We start from the raw sequence: 15,964 nt of genomic DNA on the forward strand, positions 1-15,964 counted from the left end.
AATATCAAAGTTAAAATAAGCTTAACGATGAACGCAGAATGCTTAACGCTAAACGCTTAACGCGGGTTTTCGCGGTTTATACCGACAGCTATTGTCGCCGGCAGACTGCCTTAAGCGTTAGGCACTGAGCGTTCAGCCTTCAATCCATTTTGTTTTGTAACTTTCGCGAACTATGTTTGCGGATATTTTAAAAAGCTTCATAAGCCTTAAAACATCGCCAACGTAGTAATTACTGCTTACGCGAAACATATTACACAAGATGAAAGTTATCGATCACATTAACCAGGCAAAGGACACTCTGGTTTCTTTTGAAATTTTGCCTCCCCTGAAAGGAAAAGACATCAGCGCTATATATAACCACCTCGATCCCCTGATGGAGTTTAAACCATCGTTTATCAACGTTACTTACCACCGTAGCGAAACAATGTTTAAGAAAAAGATCGACGGAACTTTCGAGCAGGTAGAAGTAAGAAAAAGACCGGGAACAGTTGGTATTTGTGCGGCCATCATGAACTACTACAAAGTAGACGCTGTGCCTCACCTTATTTGTGGCGGTTTTGGCAAAAGAGAAACGGAAGATGCATTGATCGATCTTAACTTTTTGGGCATTGATAACGTTTTGGTTCTACGTGGAGACGCTGCAAAGAATGAAGCTTTCTTCGAACCACATCCGCACGGTCATCGCTATGCGATCGATTTGTTGAAACAGGTTGGCAATCTTAACCACGGTATTTACCTGGAAGAAGATATTACCAATGGCGGTAAAACAAACTTCTGTATGGGTGTTGCGGGTTATCCCGAGAAGCATTTCGAATCGCCAAACCTTTCTACTGACATGGCTTACCTGAAAGCCAAAGTAGATGCAGGCGCGGAATACATCATGACGCAAATGTTTTTCGACAACCAGAAATACTGCGACTTCGTAAAACTTTGCCGCGAAAATGGCATCACAGTTCCTATCATTCCGGGATTGAAGCCCATCACGAATAAAAAGCAATTGAACATTCTTCCTAAAATATTCCACGTAGATATTCCTACTGACTTGTCAAATGCTATCATGAAAGCAAAAACAGACGAAGAGGTAGAGATCATCGGAACTGAATGGCTGATCCAGCAAAGTAGAGAATTGAAAAAATTTGGTGTGCCTGTGTTGCACTACTACACTTTGGGTAAGCCGAAGGTGATACAGAATGTGGTGAAAGAAATTAGGTAATTTGAAAATTTGAGGATTTGAAAATGGGGTGCGGGAAATTTGAAGAGTTCTTACTTTTATATAAACGAATAAGGGAATGAAGTTGATTCATTCCCTTATTCGTTTTTAGGGAGATTTCCTTCATAGGAGATTGTGCGAACGCTGTTCGCACAATTACCGGAGGAAACAGCAGATAAAACTGTCGATATTGGAAAATGCTTCTCCTCGAAAACCCATTTCCAAATTCCTGGCTGAGTTCCTTAGCTAAATTTTCAACTATTTCCTTGCCATACTCCGCCCGTGCTTTGCCCTTTTGTTCTTCTTCAACAATACGCTTGCCTATCTGCCAGTAGGCTTCCACCATAGTTGTATTAATAACTGCGTATGCTTTTGTTCTTGCTTCGGATAGAATGTGTTTAATCTCCGCGATGTAATTAACTCCCATTGCCTTTCAGAATTTTAAATTTTGATTTGCTTGTTGTTGAGGCTTCTATTTGGTCAATAGTATTCCTAACACTAATGGGAGTACGAGAATCCCTCACAGCACTGTGAGGGATTCGTAAAAGTTCTAAAGTTAAGTCTAAAAGATTAATTGTATCAGATGGTAACTACATGCTGCGTCTATACTGGCCGCCCACTTCATACAAGGCATGAGTGATCTGTCCCAGCGAGCAATACTTCACCGTTTCCATTAATTCATTAAACAGGTTACCATTTGCAATGGCAACAGATTTCAATTTATTCAATGCCTCTGCAGATTTGTTTTCGTTGCGTTTCCAGAAGGCTTGCAAGTTTTGAATTTGTTGTTCTTTTTCTTCTGTTGTACTGCGGATCACCTCGTTTGGAATGACAGTAGGACTTCCTTTTTTGTTGAGGAAAGTGTTTACGCCAACAATTGGAAATTCTCCTGTATGTTTCAGCATTTCGTAATGCAGGCTTTCTTCCTGAATTTTATTTCGCTGGTACATTCTTTCCATTGCACCGAGCACACCGCCACGTTCTGTAATGCGGTCGAACTCTGCAAGTACGGCTTCTTCCACTAAATCCGTTAACTCTTCAATGGCAAAACTTCCTTGCGTAAAGTTCTCAGTTTTAGCAGTTCCTAATTCACGGTTAATGATCAACTGAATGGCCATTGCGCGGCGAACACTTTCTTCCGTTGGTGTGGTGATCGCCTCGTCGTACGCGTTTGTGTGAAGGCTGTTGCAATTGTCGTAAATCGCATACAATGCTTGCAGCGTTGTACGGATGTCGTTGAAGTCTATTTCTTGCGCGTGCAAGCTTCTACCACTTGTTTGAATGTGATATTTCAGTTTCTGCGAACGGTCATTACCGTTATATTTTAATTTCATCGCTTTTGCCCAAATTCTTCTTGCTACACGTCCGATAACGCTATATTCAGGATCCATGCCATTACTGAAGAAGAAAGATAAGTTTGGTGCAAAGTCATCAATATGCATACCGCGGCTGAGATAATATTCTACATAGGTAAATCCATTTGCTAATGTAAATGCGAGCTGCGTAATAGGATTGGCGCCGGCTTCTGCAATGTGATAGCCGCTAATACTCACGCTATAAAAGTTGCGCACTTTTTCTTTGATGAAATATTCCTGCACATCGCCCATCAACTTCAACGCAAACTCTGTAGAAAAAATACAAGTGTTTTGCGCCTGGTCCTCTTTTAAAATATCTGCCTGCACTGTTCCTCGAACACTTGACAATGCATTCGCTTTAATTTTTTCATACTCATCTTTAGGCAACACTTCATCGCCGCTCAAGCCAAGCAATTGCAATCCTAAGCCGCTGTTGCCATCAGGCAATCTTTCAGGTGCAGAAGGGTTGTAGTATAAGGGTTTGGAAGCATGCGCATATTTCTTTTTGAATGCTTCTTCAGCCAACGACCATTGATTATTTTCTGTGAGCCATTTTTCACACTGCTGATCGATGGCTGCATTCATAAAGAATGCAAGCAACATTGGTGCAGGGCCATTGATGGTCATACTCACAGAAGTTTTAGGATCGCAAAGATCAAAACCGCTGTATAGTTTTTTTGCATCATCCACTGTTGCGATGCTTACGCCGGAGTTACCCACTTTGCCATAAATATCCGGACGATGATCTGGGTCTTCACCATATAAGGTTACGCTGTCAAAGGCTGTAGACAAACGCTTCGCAGGCTGCTCCAGTGATACGTAATGAAAGCGTTTGTTGGTTCTTTCAGGCCCGCCTTCTCCTGCAAACATCCTGGTAGGATCCTCGCCGGTACGTTTTAATTCAAACACGCCAGCTGTGTATGGAAACTCTCCAGGAACATTTTCCTGCAGTTGCCATTGTAAAATATCGCCCCAGTCTTTGTATTTAGGTAAAACAACTTTCGGAATTCTTGTTCCGCTTAGGGATGTGCTTGTAAGGTCTTGTTTGATAACTTTATCACGTACCTGGTATTCAAAATAATCAGCCTCATATTTTTTCTGCAAATTCGGCCATTGCTCCACCAGTTTCTTGTTTTCGACAGAAAGTTTGTCCTTCAATTGCTGTTGCAATTTTTGAAGGCCTTCTTTTTCCACTTCGGCAAATTTCATCACACCATCCAGCTGATACAACTTTGTCGCCACCTCACTTTGCTCGATCACCCATTTATCGTAACCTCTGTTGGATTCAGATATTTCTGACAAATAACGAACGCGTTTTGCCGGAATAACCTGTGATTTATTTGTCGTGTCAGAAGTATGTTGATGCAATTCTATTTTTCCAAAAGAGACGCCACTTTTCTTTTCAATTACGGTGATCAATTTTTCAAACAACTCATTAATGCCCGCATCATTGAATTGCGAAGCGATGGTTCCTACAACAGGAATATCAGCATCTTTCGCAGTAAACAGACCGTGATTTCGTTTGTATTGTTTACGTACATCCTGCAACGCATCCAACGCACCGGCCTTATCAAATTTGTTGATGGCAATTACATCGGCATAGTCCAGCATGTTGATCTTTTCAAGTTGCGAAGCCGCACCATATTCCGGTGTCATCACATACAAACTGGCATTACAATAATCGAGAATAGACGCATCGCTTTGGCCAACACCGGCGCTTTCAAGAATGACTAAATCGTAGCCAGCATTTTTCACAACATTCAAAGCTTCTTCTACGTATGCGCTTAGCGCCACATCACTATCTCGAGTAGCAAGCGAGCGCATATATGCACGTGGGGAACTGATGCTGTTCATGCGAATGCGATCGCCCAGCAGTGCCCCGCCCGTTTTTTTCTTAGATGGGTCCACAGAAATAACCGCAATGGTTTTATCTGGAAACGCGTTTAAAAATCTGCGAACGATTTCATCTGTTACAGATGATTTTCCAGCGCCGCCTGTCCCTGTTATTCCCAGAACTGGATAGCCAGCAGCAACTTCTTGTTTATCGAACGGTTCACCTGCTTCAGCAAGTGTAATGTGACGGGCAATTCTCCTGATGTCCTTCTTCTCTCCAAGCGGCAATTTGCCGTTCCATTTCTCCGCCGCCTTCCAGTAACCAGATCCTTGCGGAGCACCATTCTCCGGATTACTTTTTTGCAAAAGATCTTCGATCATGCCTTCGAGGCCCATGTGTCTGCCGTCATCAGGGCTATAAATGCGGGTAATGCCATAGCTGTGCAGTTCACGGATTTCTTCGGGCAAAATGGTGCCGCCCCCGCCGCCAAATATTTTGATATGACCGCAGCCGTTTTGATCCAGTAAATCCTTCATGTATTTGAAAAACTCCACGTGGCCGCCCTGGTAGCTGGTAATGGCAATTCCATGGGCATCTTCTTCAATAGCTGCCTCTACAATTTCGTGTACACTTCTGTTATGTCCCAGGTGAATGATCTCGGCGCCCTTGCTTTGTAAAATGCGTCGCATGATGTTGATCGCCGCATCGTGTCCGTCGAATAAACTGGCTGCAGTAACAATTCTGATCTTTTGAGTTGGAGTATTTGCCATATAAAAAGCCGATAACTTATTTTAAAAACTAACAATTGTTAGCAAAAATAAGGTATCGGCTTTATTTCTCGCAAGGATTTTATAAGATGGATTTCAGGCAGCGGCGCGGCGAAGCAAAGATGCGACGACTTCAAAACAATGCCGGCTTTCTAAATGAAAAGATCAGTGAAAATCCGTCTAATCCGTGTCATCTGTGTGCCAATTACTTGATAGTCGGAATCATCCCTCTAATTCCCATGTCCACTAAATTCTCACCCTTCGAAGGCTCCCACAAGCCGTCTTTTATCACTTCCTGCCATTCGAAACTTTTTTTAGTAGAGAAGGAGAGCTCAACCACGATGTCTTTGGTTTCTTTACCCGTAATGGTCAGTTTGCCAGGTGCAAATGCTGCTGTTACTACACAGCTTCCCGCAGGAATGGGTGATGTAGCAAAGATGGGGTTCACAACCGTTGTGGTTCCGGCAGATTGACCCGTTATCGTTCTGCCAAAAGTGTAACCGTATGCTGTAATTGCCGCTTCAGAGCCCCAGAAGCCTTGCTTTTTATTAGCGTTAACAGTCAATGTGGAATCTTTGATCTTGAAATTTTTTATGTAGGTATTGTAACCAATAAAGCCTGCAATGGTTCCGGCAACCTCTTGCTTTACAGGGAAACCACCGATGGTAGTATCTACGTGAAAATAGGCTGTTGCATTTTGGTATGCCAAAGAAACGCGGATCCACTCGTAAGTACCAATTGGAATGTTTTTGATAGGTGCCGTATAAAAAACCTGCCCATCGCCCGCTTTTGCAGCTTTGTCGAAATCAATGGCAGATTCGCCGCCGGCAGTGGTTTCGTCAGCTTTATATAAAATGGCGCCTTTCCCCAAAGCGGTCAGTGCATTTGGCGTAATCTCAATATAGTGAGCACTCATAGAGTTCATCACCGGGCTTTGAGCTCCATGATCAGAAGGAATGGTGGACGGCTGCCCAACGTTGTTCAAACGCACTTGTGTAGAATCGAATTTAAATTTGAATATAATATTTGCAGTCGCTGTATTCACAGTGTCGCTTCCCTTCGAGTCTGGACTTGTAGAGTCGGATTTTTGGCAAGCGGTTAAACCTGCTGCGGCGAAAGCGGCTACTATCCAAAGATTTTTCATAATGTACTGTTTGGTTTTTTAATGCTACCGGATAAACTCAGACCGGCGTTTTCCAATAACGTTTATCCCGGAAAATAATTGTCGGGACTTTCTTTGCAAAAAAAGTGTCGTTTCACGCTACATTTGCGCTTCAATTGTACATCTCATGAAACTTTTTGCTTATTTATTGGTGGCCGCGTCTATTTGCTTTAGCGCCTGCACCTCTAATAATGTTACGAACGACGACAGTCTGAAGAAATATTTCGATGAAAATAATGTAACGGGGAGCTTCGGGTTGTTCGACAACGGACAGGGCCATTTTACCATATATAACCGCAAAGCTTTTCGCGACAGCGCTTATTTACCGGCAAGTACGTTTAAAATTGTAAACTCGCTGATCGGCATAGAAACGGGTCGTGTAAAGGATGACAGCACAGTAATAAAATGGGATGGAGTAACAAGATCAAACCCTCAGTGGAACCAGGACCTAAGCATGTACAATGCATTCCGTCTTTCATGTGTGCCATGGTTCCAGGAATTGGCGAGAAGAATAGGAAAAGACACCATGCAGCGCTGGATCGATACATTGGGTTACGGCCGCCGCTACTCAAAACCCTCGATCAACAAGATCGATACTTTTTGGCTTGACAACTCTGTAAAAATTACGGCTGACGAGCAATTGGGCCTTGTAAAAAAACTATACTTTGATCAACTGCCTTTCCAGAAAAGAACACAACGCATTGTTCGCAGCATGATGCTCATGGAGAGCAATGCCAACTATGAATTGAGTTACAAAACCGGTTGGGGATATACAGAAGACAGCAGATCAATCGGCTGGATCGTAGGCTGGATCGAGGAAAACAAACATCCTTACTTTTTCGTGCTGCAAATCGCTTCTACCGGCAAACCACTCGACGTTTCTGCAGTTCGCATCAAAATGCTGAAAGATATTTTGGCCCAGTATGGGTTTATGCAAGGAAAAAAGTAGGCTGCCATCATTCATTGATAAATAAAATTGTTGGTTGTTAGTTGCTAGTTGTTAGGCCAAAAGTGCGGCTTTGCAACTGATGGCTGACAACCTTTTTTATGCCTTGCGGAGAATCTATTGTCTAATATCCGCATAATTTGCGGAGAATAAACATAGTAATCTCCGCATAATGTGCGGAGAATAAGTTGTATATTTACCGCAAACCTGCGAAAAATGGCAGTTTATATCTATCAGAAAAAGGACTGGCCCAAATTCTGGGACGATAAAATAATAAGCCCTTTGCTTGCATCCCTTCGATACAGGCAGGGAATATTGTTGGGTAAGATGTCAGGATTCGGCTTTAAACAGCAAAGAGAAGCAACCTTGGATGTTCTTACCCTTGAGGTCATAAAGTCAAGTGAAATTGAAGGGGAGGTATTGGATGCCGAGCAGGTTCGGTCATCCATAGCCAGACGTTTAGGAATGGATATAGCTGGACTAATTCCTTCAGATAGAAATGTGGATGGCGTAGTAGATATGATGATGGATGCTATAGAAAAGTTCGACCAACCGTTAACCGACGAAAGACTTTTCGGATGGCACGCAGCACTGTTTCCCACTGGCTATAGTGGCATTCACAAAATAGTGGTTGCCGGCTGGAGGGACAATGCCGATGCTGATCCCATGCAAGTCGTGTCGGGTGCATCAGGTAGAGAAGTTGTGCATTTTCAGGCGCCCGATTCTTCTGTTTTGGAAAAGGAAATGAAATTGTTCCTCGACTGGTTCAACTCCAATGAGGAAAACGATCCCATATTAAAAGCGGCTATCGCTCATCTTTGGTTTGTAACCATACATCCTTTTGATGATGGCAACGGGCGCATAGCCAGGGCAATAACAGATATGTTGCTGGCAAAGGCAGATGAAAGCGCGCAGCGATTTTACAGCATGTCGGCCCAAATAAGGATCGATAGAAAAGAATACTACGATGTGCTGGAAAAAACGCAAAAAGATTCATTAGACATTACTGATTGGCTCGAATGGTTCCTGCAGTGCCTTGATCGTGCATTAAAAGCGACAAATGAAACGCTTAAAAAAGTGGTACAGAAAGCGAAATTCTGGGATCAATTTTCAACCGTTTCCCTGAATGAACGTCAATGCTTAATGCTCAATAGGCTGATGGATGGATTTGAAGGCAAACTAAACACCTCCAAGTGGTCAAAAATCGCCAAATGCTCACAGGATACTGCAGCGAGAGACATACAGGATTTGATCACGAAAGGGATATTGATCAAGGACGCTTCTGGGGGGCGTAGTACCAGCTATTCCCTTACTTCAAACGAAGATTGATCCCGCTCAAATAATTATTAAATCTGATTGTTGATCGATCGGCAAATTGTAACTTACAAGTAACATTCTTGCCTGTATGGACAAATTCATTGCATACTGGGAGCACATCCCCTCTGCCCATCGTATCCTCATTTTAATGGGAGGAATGATCTTCTTTTGGTTGCTCGAAGGCTATTATCCTTTGTTTCGTTTTTCCTTTAAACGATATAGGCACGCAGGTGTAAATCTTATCTTTTTACTCACTACACTGATATTAAACCTGATATTCGGGCTTGTTACCATTCGCGTATGCGATGCTGTTACAGTACACAAGTTCGGCCTCGTTCATTGGCTGCATTTACCTGTTTGGGCGGTGATTGTTGTGTGCTTATTGATTGGCGATTTGTTTGGCCAATACATACCACACCGGCTCATGCATCGCGTAAAGTGGATGTGGAAATTTCACATGATCCATCACAGCGATACGAAGGTGGATGTCACCACAGGCACAAGGCATCATCCCGGCGAGTGGCTGTTTCGTGAGTTTTTTATGATCATTGGAATTGTTGTTATGGGTATGCCGATATGGATGTATTTTCTCTACAGAAGCTGCGCTGCTTTGTTTACCCATTTCAATCATGCAAACATTATTGTGCCTGAGTGGATCGACCGGCCTATAAGCTGGATCTTCGTCTCCCCGAATATGCATAAAGTGCACCACCACTATATGCGGCCCTATACAGACACTAACTACAGCAACATTTTTTCATTGTGGGACAGGCTGTTTGGCACATTTGCATACACCGACCCATCTACCCTTCGCTACGGTCTCGATGTATTGGATGATGAAACCGATGAGAAGCTGATGTACCAGTTGAAACTACCATTTAATAAAAATATAAAGACAGACTATTAGGCTTAACGCTAGACGCCTAACGCTTAACGCGCAGTGCTACTCGCTGCGTTAAGCGTTAGGCATTAAGCGTTCGGCTTTACAGCATTTGCTTTTTATCCTCCGCTTGTTTAATTTGGTTCTGCCATTCACTGTCTTTACCCGGTGAATACACACTTATGACTAAAAAAATTCTGCCCGTACTTTTCTTGTTTGGCTTTTTATCAACACAGGCGCAAGAGATGGCGCAAGTGGCCGACTCCATCAGAAAAAGTCGTTTTGTTCCTTCCCTTGCATACGCGGTAATGAGTTCTGACAGCATCATAGAAATGGCGGCTGTTGGGGTTAAGAAACTTCGCACACGCGATTCGGCCACTGTTAAAAGCCGCTATCATCTTGGAAATAATACAACAGGTTTAACAGCTTACATCGCCGCACAACTTGTCGCAAGCGGAAAAATAATGTGGAACACAAAACTGGCAACGCTTTTTCCCGACATAATGAAAACCGCCAGGGCAGAATATAGTAACATCACGTTGGCAGATATACTTTCCCAAAGAGCGGGATTAATTTCTTTTAATACTGTTGATGAAATACGTAAAATGCCCGTGTTGAGGGGGCAAGATGGGACAACACAACGCAAAGATTTTTTATCGTGGATAACGAAACAAAGAGGTCTCGCAGATTCTGTAGGCAGAAAGCCCGTTAGATATACCAACGCCGGCAGTATTGTTGCCGCCGCCATGCTGGAAAAAGTTAGCGGGAAACCTTACAAGCAGTTAATGGAGGAATATGTAAACAAACCGTTGGGCATAAATGTGAAATTCAGGTTTCCCAACAGAAATGATGCTAAAGATACATGGGGACATGCAAACATTGCAGGTGTGTTTCAGGGTGTGCCTCCGGATGATTGGTGGGGACTGCTGATCACTCCCGGCTTAGAACCTATTGATGCAAATTTGTCAATACAGGATTACGCGAAATTCGCCATCGATAATCTTCGTGGATTAGAGAACAAAAAAGCGCTTATGCCTCAGCGTGCTTACCAATTGCTGCAGTATGCTTATCCTGATTATTCCATGGGTTGGGGAAATTTGGAAGTAGATGGCAATCACATTGCCGAGAGCGACGGTACCCTCACTACATTTTTTGTACATATCGAAGTACATAAAGAAAAGGATCTTGCCATAGTGGTTTTTTGCAATGCGGGAAATAATGCCGCAAAAGGAGCGTCGCTGAATTTGGCGAGAGAATTGAGGCTGCACTACATGCAATAACAGCCAGCACGCAGATGGCACTGATTTAGCTGATTTACTCTGATTTTTTTCTATAGCCTTTGTGCCTTTGCCCCTCTGCGCCTTTGCGTGAAATTTTACTGATGACTGATCAATACCTTACCTGGCACATTTCGCAATAAAATGTTCTTCGATGTGTTTTGCCCAAATGTTTTTTAATGAAGGGAATATGGTCACGAGGGCATATCTTCTTTGTATGAGCAAGCCAATGTTTTTTAAGGACAAATGCTTTTTTCCACTCTAAAAATTGAAAACTGTAAACGCGTGCTTCTTTAATAAGTTCGGAGAGTTTTTTAGGCGGCAGGTTTCCGATTTTGCTTTCGGGATGAACCTTAATGCGAAATAGCACCTCATTCTTGATAATATTGCCAACGCCTGAAAAAATATGTTGGTCGAGCAATGCGTCACAAACCAGCATATCAGGATTTGCTTTTAACTTTTTTCTTGCTTTGACTGGGTCCCACTCATCGCTCATTACATCTACCGACCAATCATAAGTGTCATTTACATTTCCTTCTACAAACTGAACTGAGCATGCATAGAAGTTGATTTCTCCATTGGTAAATTGAAGACTCAGTCTCGCAGGTGCATCCTTTTTTTCATTGATTCTGTAACTGCCAAACAGCATGAAGTGAACGCGTAATGAAAACGCTTTAAAACAGATTAGAAAATGTTTGCCCCAGCTCTTAAAATCAACAACCGTTTGATTAAGCATTCTTTCTTTTTCAATTGCTGTATTGCCGCTCACAGCGATGATCTTTTTTCTTTTAAACCCTTGTACTTCCTCTTTGAATATGACTATGGAAGGTCCTTCTGGCATGACTGCTTTTAGGTTAATATTAAAAATCTATGCCCAGGCAGGGTCCGATGTTTGGAGTACGATGAGGAAATGTTTTTTACTTTTTAATTTTTCCTTTTGACTTTCAACCCCCAACTTAATTCTTCTTTGTAATACCTTTAACCTACCATTTAAACTTTACAAACATGGCTATTAGCAATCATGAAATTGATTATCGCATTTACGGAGAAGAAATGCAATATGTAGAAATAGAACTTGATCCGGGTGAAACCGCAATCGGCGAAAGCGGCGCTTTTATGATGATGGAAGATGGCATTCAAATGCAAACCATTTTCGGCGACGGTTCGCAGCAACAAGGCAATGGTTTGCTCGGTAAACTTTTTTCTGCGGGCAAACGAATGCTTGTTGGCGAAAGTTTGTTTATGACAGCATTTACAAATGTGGGCATGGGCAAAAAGCATGTAAGTTTTGCTTCACCATATCCAGGAAAAATTATTCCACTTGATCTTCAGCAACTAGGTAATAAAGTTATTGCTCAAAAAGATGCATTCCTGTGTGCAGCAAAAGGTGTTAGCATCAGCATCGAGTTCCAGCGCAAACTGGGCACCGGCATATTCGGCGGGGAAGGTTTTATTATGGAAAAACTGGAAGGCGATGGCATGGCTTTCGTTCACGCCGGAGGTCACGTGTTTGAACGCACGCTTCAGCCAGGTGAATTGCTAAGACTAGATACCGGTTGTTTGGTGGCGTACACACAAGGTATCGATTTCGATATTCAATTTGTGGGTGGTATAAAAAACACATTGTTTGGTGGAGAAGGTCTTTTCTTCGCGACCCTTCGCGGTCCGGGAAAAGTGTGGATTCAAACACTACCAATAAGCAGGCTGGCAAGCCGCGTTCTTAGCTACGGCACAACTAACAGAAAAGAAGAAGGCAGCATACTCGGAGGCATAGGCAATATGCTGGATGGCGACGGCTGGTAGTTTTTTTGCCACAGAGGCACAGAGAATAAAGAGTTTGATAAAGTGAACTTATTTTCTGTGTTCTCTGTGTTTCTGTGGCAATTTCCTATTTCTTAAACAATGAATCCGCCTTTTTCAAACTTCCTAAAATCATTTGTCTCACATCATTCACTTTATTTTTCTCAGATTCTAAGTACTCCACTCTTTTCGCCTTGTCATTTTCAAAAGAATCGGGACTGAATTTTTCCATCCAGTCATTCATGCTGCTATCCGCGTGGTTGAGTGCTTGCTGAACGCTCAATACATTTTGTTTGTAAGCTTCTGCCAGCTTTTGATTTGGCAATTTCGCAACGCTGTCAAGTGCACGTTGCGATTGGGATTGATAACCCTTTATTTTTCCCATCGCGGCCATTCCGATATCATGCCCTTTCATCACTTCTTCATACAAAGAATCTTCCTTTGTTGTAGGCGCCTGGGAAAATCCATCTTTGCGTTGCTCAGTACTGTTGCCGCAGGAAAAAAGCGCAACGGGCAACACAAGAAGAAATATACGTTTCATGGTGATTGTATTTGCTGCAAGCTAGTAAACAGCAATTAATAATTAATAATTAATAATTAAGAAGGCGGCAGTCCGCATACTATTAGCATAAAGTCTGTTTAAAAAATATTCGCATGCAGCACCTATTAATTCTTAATTATTAATTTTTAATTGAATTTTGCCCTATGATTCAACTACAAGAGGGAGATAAAGCTCCCGCATTTTCAGGAATTGATCAGGACAGTAAAAAGGTTTCACTTTCAGATTTTAAAGGCAAAAAAGTGGTGTTGTATTTTTACCCGCAAGACCTTACGCCCACCTGCACCGTACAATCATGCAATCTTCGTGACAATTATAGCCTGTTAAAACAAAAAGGCTTTGAAGTCATCGGCGTAAGTCCGGATGACGAAAAATCACACATAAAATTCAGGGAAAAACATCAGCTTCCTTTTACGCTAATTGCAGATACAGATCACGCCATTATTGACAAATATGGTGTGTGGGGCGAAAAACAACTTTATGGCCGCAAATACATGGGGCTTCATCGCACCACCTTTGTAATAGATGAGAAGGGCAAGATCCAAAAGATCTTTTTGCGCCCCAAGAATAAGCAGCATGCAGAAGAGATTATTGCAGCGTTGGGGAAATAGTTGTTCGTTAATAGTTGTTAGACTTTAAGACGTTAGTTGTTAATGTTTTACAAAGAATATTCTTTTTAAAGGGTCTAACAACTAACAACCATCAGCTAACAACTTTTTTTATCGCATTCCGTAAGCGCAATCATCCCTTCGCGTCCCTTTCTTATGTAAATTTGCGAAAATTTTGAAACGTGAGTCGTAAAGAAGAATTATTACAGGACGTAGTGATAAAGTTTGCCGGAGACAGTGGAGATGGGATGCAGCTGACAGGAACGCAGTTTACCAACAATACGGCCCTGATGGGAATTGACTTAGCCACATTCCCCGATTTTCCAGCCGAAATACGTGCGCCGCAAGGTACTTTGCCAGGTGTGAGTGGATACCAGTTGCGCTTTTCCAGCGACCGTGTATTTACGCCCGGCGACGAGTGCGACGTGCTGGTGGCCATGAATGCCGCGGCCCTAAAAGCAAATTTGAAAAGCCTGAAAAAAGGCGGTAAAATAATCGTAAACACCGATGGTTTTGATGCGAAAAATTTGCGTCTTGCCAATTATCCTGACGGTGTAAACCCCATCAACGATGACAGCCTGAGCAGTTATGAGGTTATTAAAATGGATGTAACCAAAATGACCCGCGAAGCGCTGAAAGAATATGAACTGGGTACAAAAGAAAAGGACCGTGCAAAGAACATGTTTGTGCTTGGGTTCCTTTACTGGATGTACAACCGCGATATGGACAGTTCGATCAAATTCCTTGAAGATAAATTCGGTAAAAAAGAAGTTATCCTGAATAGCAACATCAAAGCGTTGCAGGCAGGTTTCAACTTTGGTGATACTACAGAAACGTTTACTACTACCTACCGTGTAGAAAAAGCGAAAATGCAGCCCGGTACTTATCGCTCCATCATGGGCAACCAGGCTGTAGCAATGGGTTTGATAGCGGCTTCGCAAAAAAGCGGGTTGCCTTTGTTCCTGGGAACATATCCAATCACACCAGCTTCAGATATTTTGCATGAGTTGAGCCGTCACAAGTCATTTGGCGTGCGCACCTTCCAGGCAGAAGATGAGATTGCCGGTATTACCGCCGCGATCGGTGCTGCTTATGGTGGTTCTTTAGGTGTAACAACAACTTCTGGTCCCGGTATGGCATTGAAAACAGAAGCAATGGGACTGGCAGTGATGCTGGAAATTCCTTTGCTGATTGTGAACATTCAACGCGGAGGCCCTTCCACAGGTTTGCCAACAAAAACAGAACAAAGTGATTTGTTGCAAGCGTATTACGGACGTAACGGCGAATGCCCGATGCCTGTAATTTCTGCTTCTACACCGAGCGATTGTTTTGCGACTGTTTACGAAGCGGTGAGAATTGCAGTGCAACACATGACACCGGTTATTTTCCTAAGCGACGGTTATATTGCCAACGGTGCCGAGCCTTGGAAATTCCCAAAAGCTGATGACCTGCAGGAAATAAAAGTGAAGTTCAAAACAGAACTTGGTCATGAAGAAGAAAAATTCCAACCATACCTGCGCGATGAAAAACTGGTTCGTCCATGGGCCATTCCCGGAACACCCGGTTTAGAGCACCGCATCGGAGGTTTGGAAAAACAAAATATTACTGGTAACGTAAGCTACGATCCTGAGAACCACCAGCTGATGGTGAAGATTCGCCAGGAGAAAGTAGATAAAATTGCAGACTATATTCCAGACCAACAACTAGACAGCGGTCCTGAAAAAGGTAAAGTGCTGGTGCTAGGCTGGGGTTCCACATATGGTGCGATTAAGAGTGCCGTATCGGAAATTCAAGCCGAAGGCCATGCAGTAAGTCATGCGCACATAAAATACCTTCGTCCGTTCCCGAAAAATCTTGGTGATCTCATCAAGAAGTTTGATAAAGTATTGATACCAGAAATCAACAATGGTCAATTAATAAAAATCATCCGCGAACAATTCCTGATCGACGCCAAAGGTTACAACAAGATCATGGGCGTTCCGATTACAAAAGGAGAATTGGTAGAAGCGATTAAGGGAATGTTATAATGATCGTGAAGCGTCAATCGTGAAACGTGAATTGGCCTCCGAAAAATTAATTCATTCAACAAATGAAACAAAAAAAAGCTTGTCATCAATAGTGACAAGCTTTTTTGTTATCGCCGGTGAATCTCAGACCTGTCCAAGCTAATTTCGCACAGCGAAAATAAACCACCCATTCACGATTGACGATTCACCTTTCACGATTAATTTTGGACAACACTCAAACTC

General features: G+C 42.7%; 13 protein-coding genes. 8 read left to right on the forward strand and 5 right to left on the reverse strand.

Going from position 1 to position 15,964, the window contains the following annotated elements; genetic code table 11:
- The first annotated feature begins 259 nt into the window (after positions 1–259).
- The gene (locus KTO63_RS04875; RefSeq protein WP_217790104.1) at positions 260–1,213 is read left to right on the forward strand and encodes a methylenetetrahydrofolate reductase; all 954 of its coding nucleotides are present in this window, start codon (positions 260–262) and stop codon (positions 1,211–1,213) included.
- Here KTO63_RS04875 and KTO63_RS04880 read toward each other — a convergent pair.
- From KTO63_RS04880 to KTO63_RS04890, 3 genes are all read right to left on the reverse strand, one after another.
- Entirely contained in the window at positions 1,206–1,637 is a 432-nt protein-coding gene (locus KTO63_RS04880; protein WP_217790105.1) for a DUF1016 N-terminal domain-containing protein, read from the reverse strand. The genes KTO63_RS04875 and KTO63_RS04880 overlap by 8 nt on opposite strands.
- Before the next feature lie 163 nt (positions 1,638–1,800).
- Positions 1,801–5,169 (reverse strand): methylmalonyl-CoA mutase family protein, encoded by a 3,369-nt coding sequence (locus tag KTO63_RS04885; protein ID WP_217790107.1) that lies wholly within the window; start codon positions 5,167–5,169, stop codon positions 1,801–1,803.
- 202 nt (positions 5,170–5,371) lie between these two features.
- A complete protein-coding gene (locus KTO63_RS04890) occupies positions 5,372–6,310 on the reverse strand; it encodes a hypothetical protein (protein ID WP_217790109.1) in 939 nt (312 codons plus the stop codon).
- A gap of 145 nt (positions 6,311–6,455) precedes the next feature.
- On the opposite strand from KTO63_RS04890, the gene KTO63_RS04895 reads away from it, so the two are divergent.
- From KTO63_RS04895 to KTO63_RS04910, 4 genes are all read left to right on the forward strand, one after another.
- Positions 6,456–7,277: a penicillin-binding transpeptidase domain-containing protein gene (locus tag KTO63_RS04895; protein ID WP_217790110.1), complete on the forward strand. Its 822-nt coding sequence runs from the start codon at positions 6,456–6,458 to the stop codon at positions 7,275–7,277.
- Between the two features lie 213 nt (positions 7,278–7,490).
- Positions 7,491–8,603 carry a Fic family protein gene (locus tag KTO63_RS04900; RefSeq protein ID WP_217790111.1) on the forward strand — a complete coding sequence of 371 codons (1,113 nt, stop codon included), beginning with the start codon at positions 7,491–7,493 and terminating at the stop codon, positions 8,601–8,603.
- Positions 8,604–8,679: 76 nt separating this feature from the next.
- Complete coding sequence (locus tag KTO63_RS04905; RefSeq protein ID WP_217790112.1) at positions 8,680–9,498, forward strand: sterol desaturase family protein; 819 nt, start codon at positions 8,680–8,682, stop codon at positions 9,496–9,498.
- Between the two features lie 155 nt (positions 9,499–9,653).
- The gene (locus tag KTO63_RS04910) at positions 9,654–10,751 is read left to right on the forward strand and encodes a serine hydrolase domain-containing protein (protein ID WP_217790113.1); all 1,098 of its coding nucleotides are present in this window, start codon (positions 9,654–9,656) and stop codon (positions 10,749–10,751) included.
- Between the two features lie 109 nt (positions 10,752–10,860).
- Here the strand turns inward: KTO63_RS04910 and KTO63_RS04915 are convergent, their stop codons facing one another.
- Positions 10,861–11,589: a DNA-formamidopyrimidine glycosylase family protein gene (locus tag KTO63_RS04915; RefSeq protein WP_217790114.1), complete on the reverse strand. Its 729-nt coding sequence runs from the start codon at positions 11,587–11,589 to the stop codon at positions 10,861–10,863.
- A 164-nt stretch (positions 11,590–11,753) separates the two neighbouring features.
- On the opposite strand from KTO63_RS04915, the gene KTO63_RS04920 reads away from it, so the two are divergent.
- Positions 11,754–12,551, forward strand: a complete 798-nt coding sequence (locus KTO63_RS04920) for a TIGR00266 family protein (protein ID WP_217790115.1) — start codon at positions 11,754–11,756, stop codon at positions 12,549–12,551.
- An 85-nt stretch (positions 12,552–12,636) separates the two neighbouring features.
- Here the strand turns inward: KTO63_RS04920 and KTO63_RS04925 are convergent, their stop codons facing one another.
- Positions 12,637–13,089, reverse strand: a complete 453-nt coding sequence (locus KTO63_RS04925) for a DinB family protein (RefSeq protein WP_217790116.1) — start codon at positions 13,087–13,089, stop codon at positions 12,637–12,639.
- A 164-nt stretch (positions 13,090–13,253) separates the two neighbouring features.
- Between KTO63_RS04925 and bcp the strand changes: the two genes are divergently transcribed.
- Positions 13,254–13,718, forward strand: a complete 465-nt coding sequence (gene bcp, locus KTO63_RS04930; RefSeq protein WP_217790117.1) for a thioredoxin-dependent thiol peroxidase — start codon at positions 13,254–13,256, stop codon at positions 13,716–13,718.
- A 179-nt stretch (positions 13,719–13,897) separates the two neighbouring features.
- Complete coding sequence (locus KTO63_RS04935) at positions 13,898–15,742, forward strand: 2-oxoacid:acceptor oxidoreductase subunit alpha (RefSeq protein ID WP_217790118.1); 1,845 nt, start codon at positions 13,898–13,900, stop codon at positions 15,740–15,742.
- Positions 15,743–15,964 lie beyond the last annotated feature (222 nt).

Source organism: Pinibacter aurantiacus, assembly GCF_019130065.1.
Lineage (GTDB): Bacteria > Bacteroidota > Bacteroidia > Chitinophagales > Chitinophagaceae > Pinibacter > Pinibacter aurantiacus.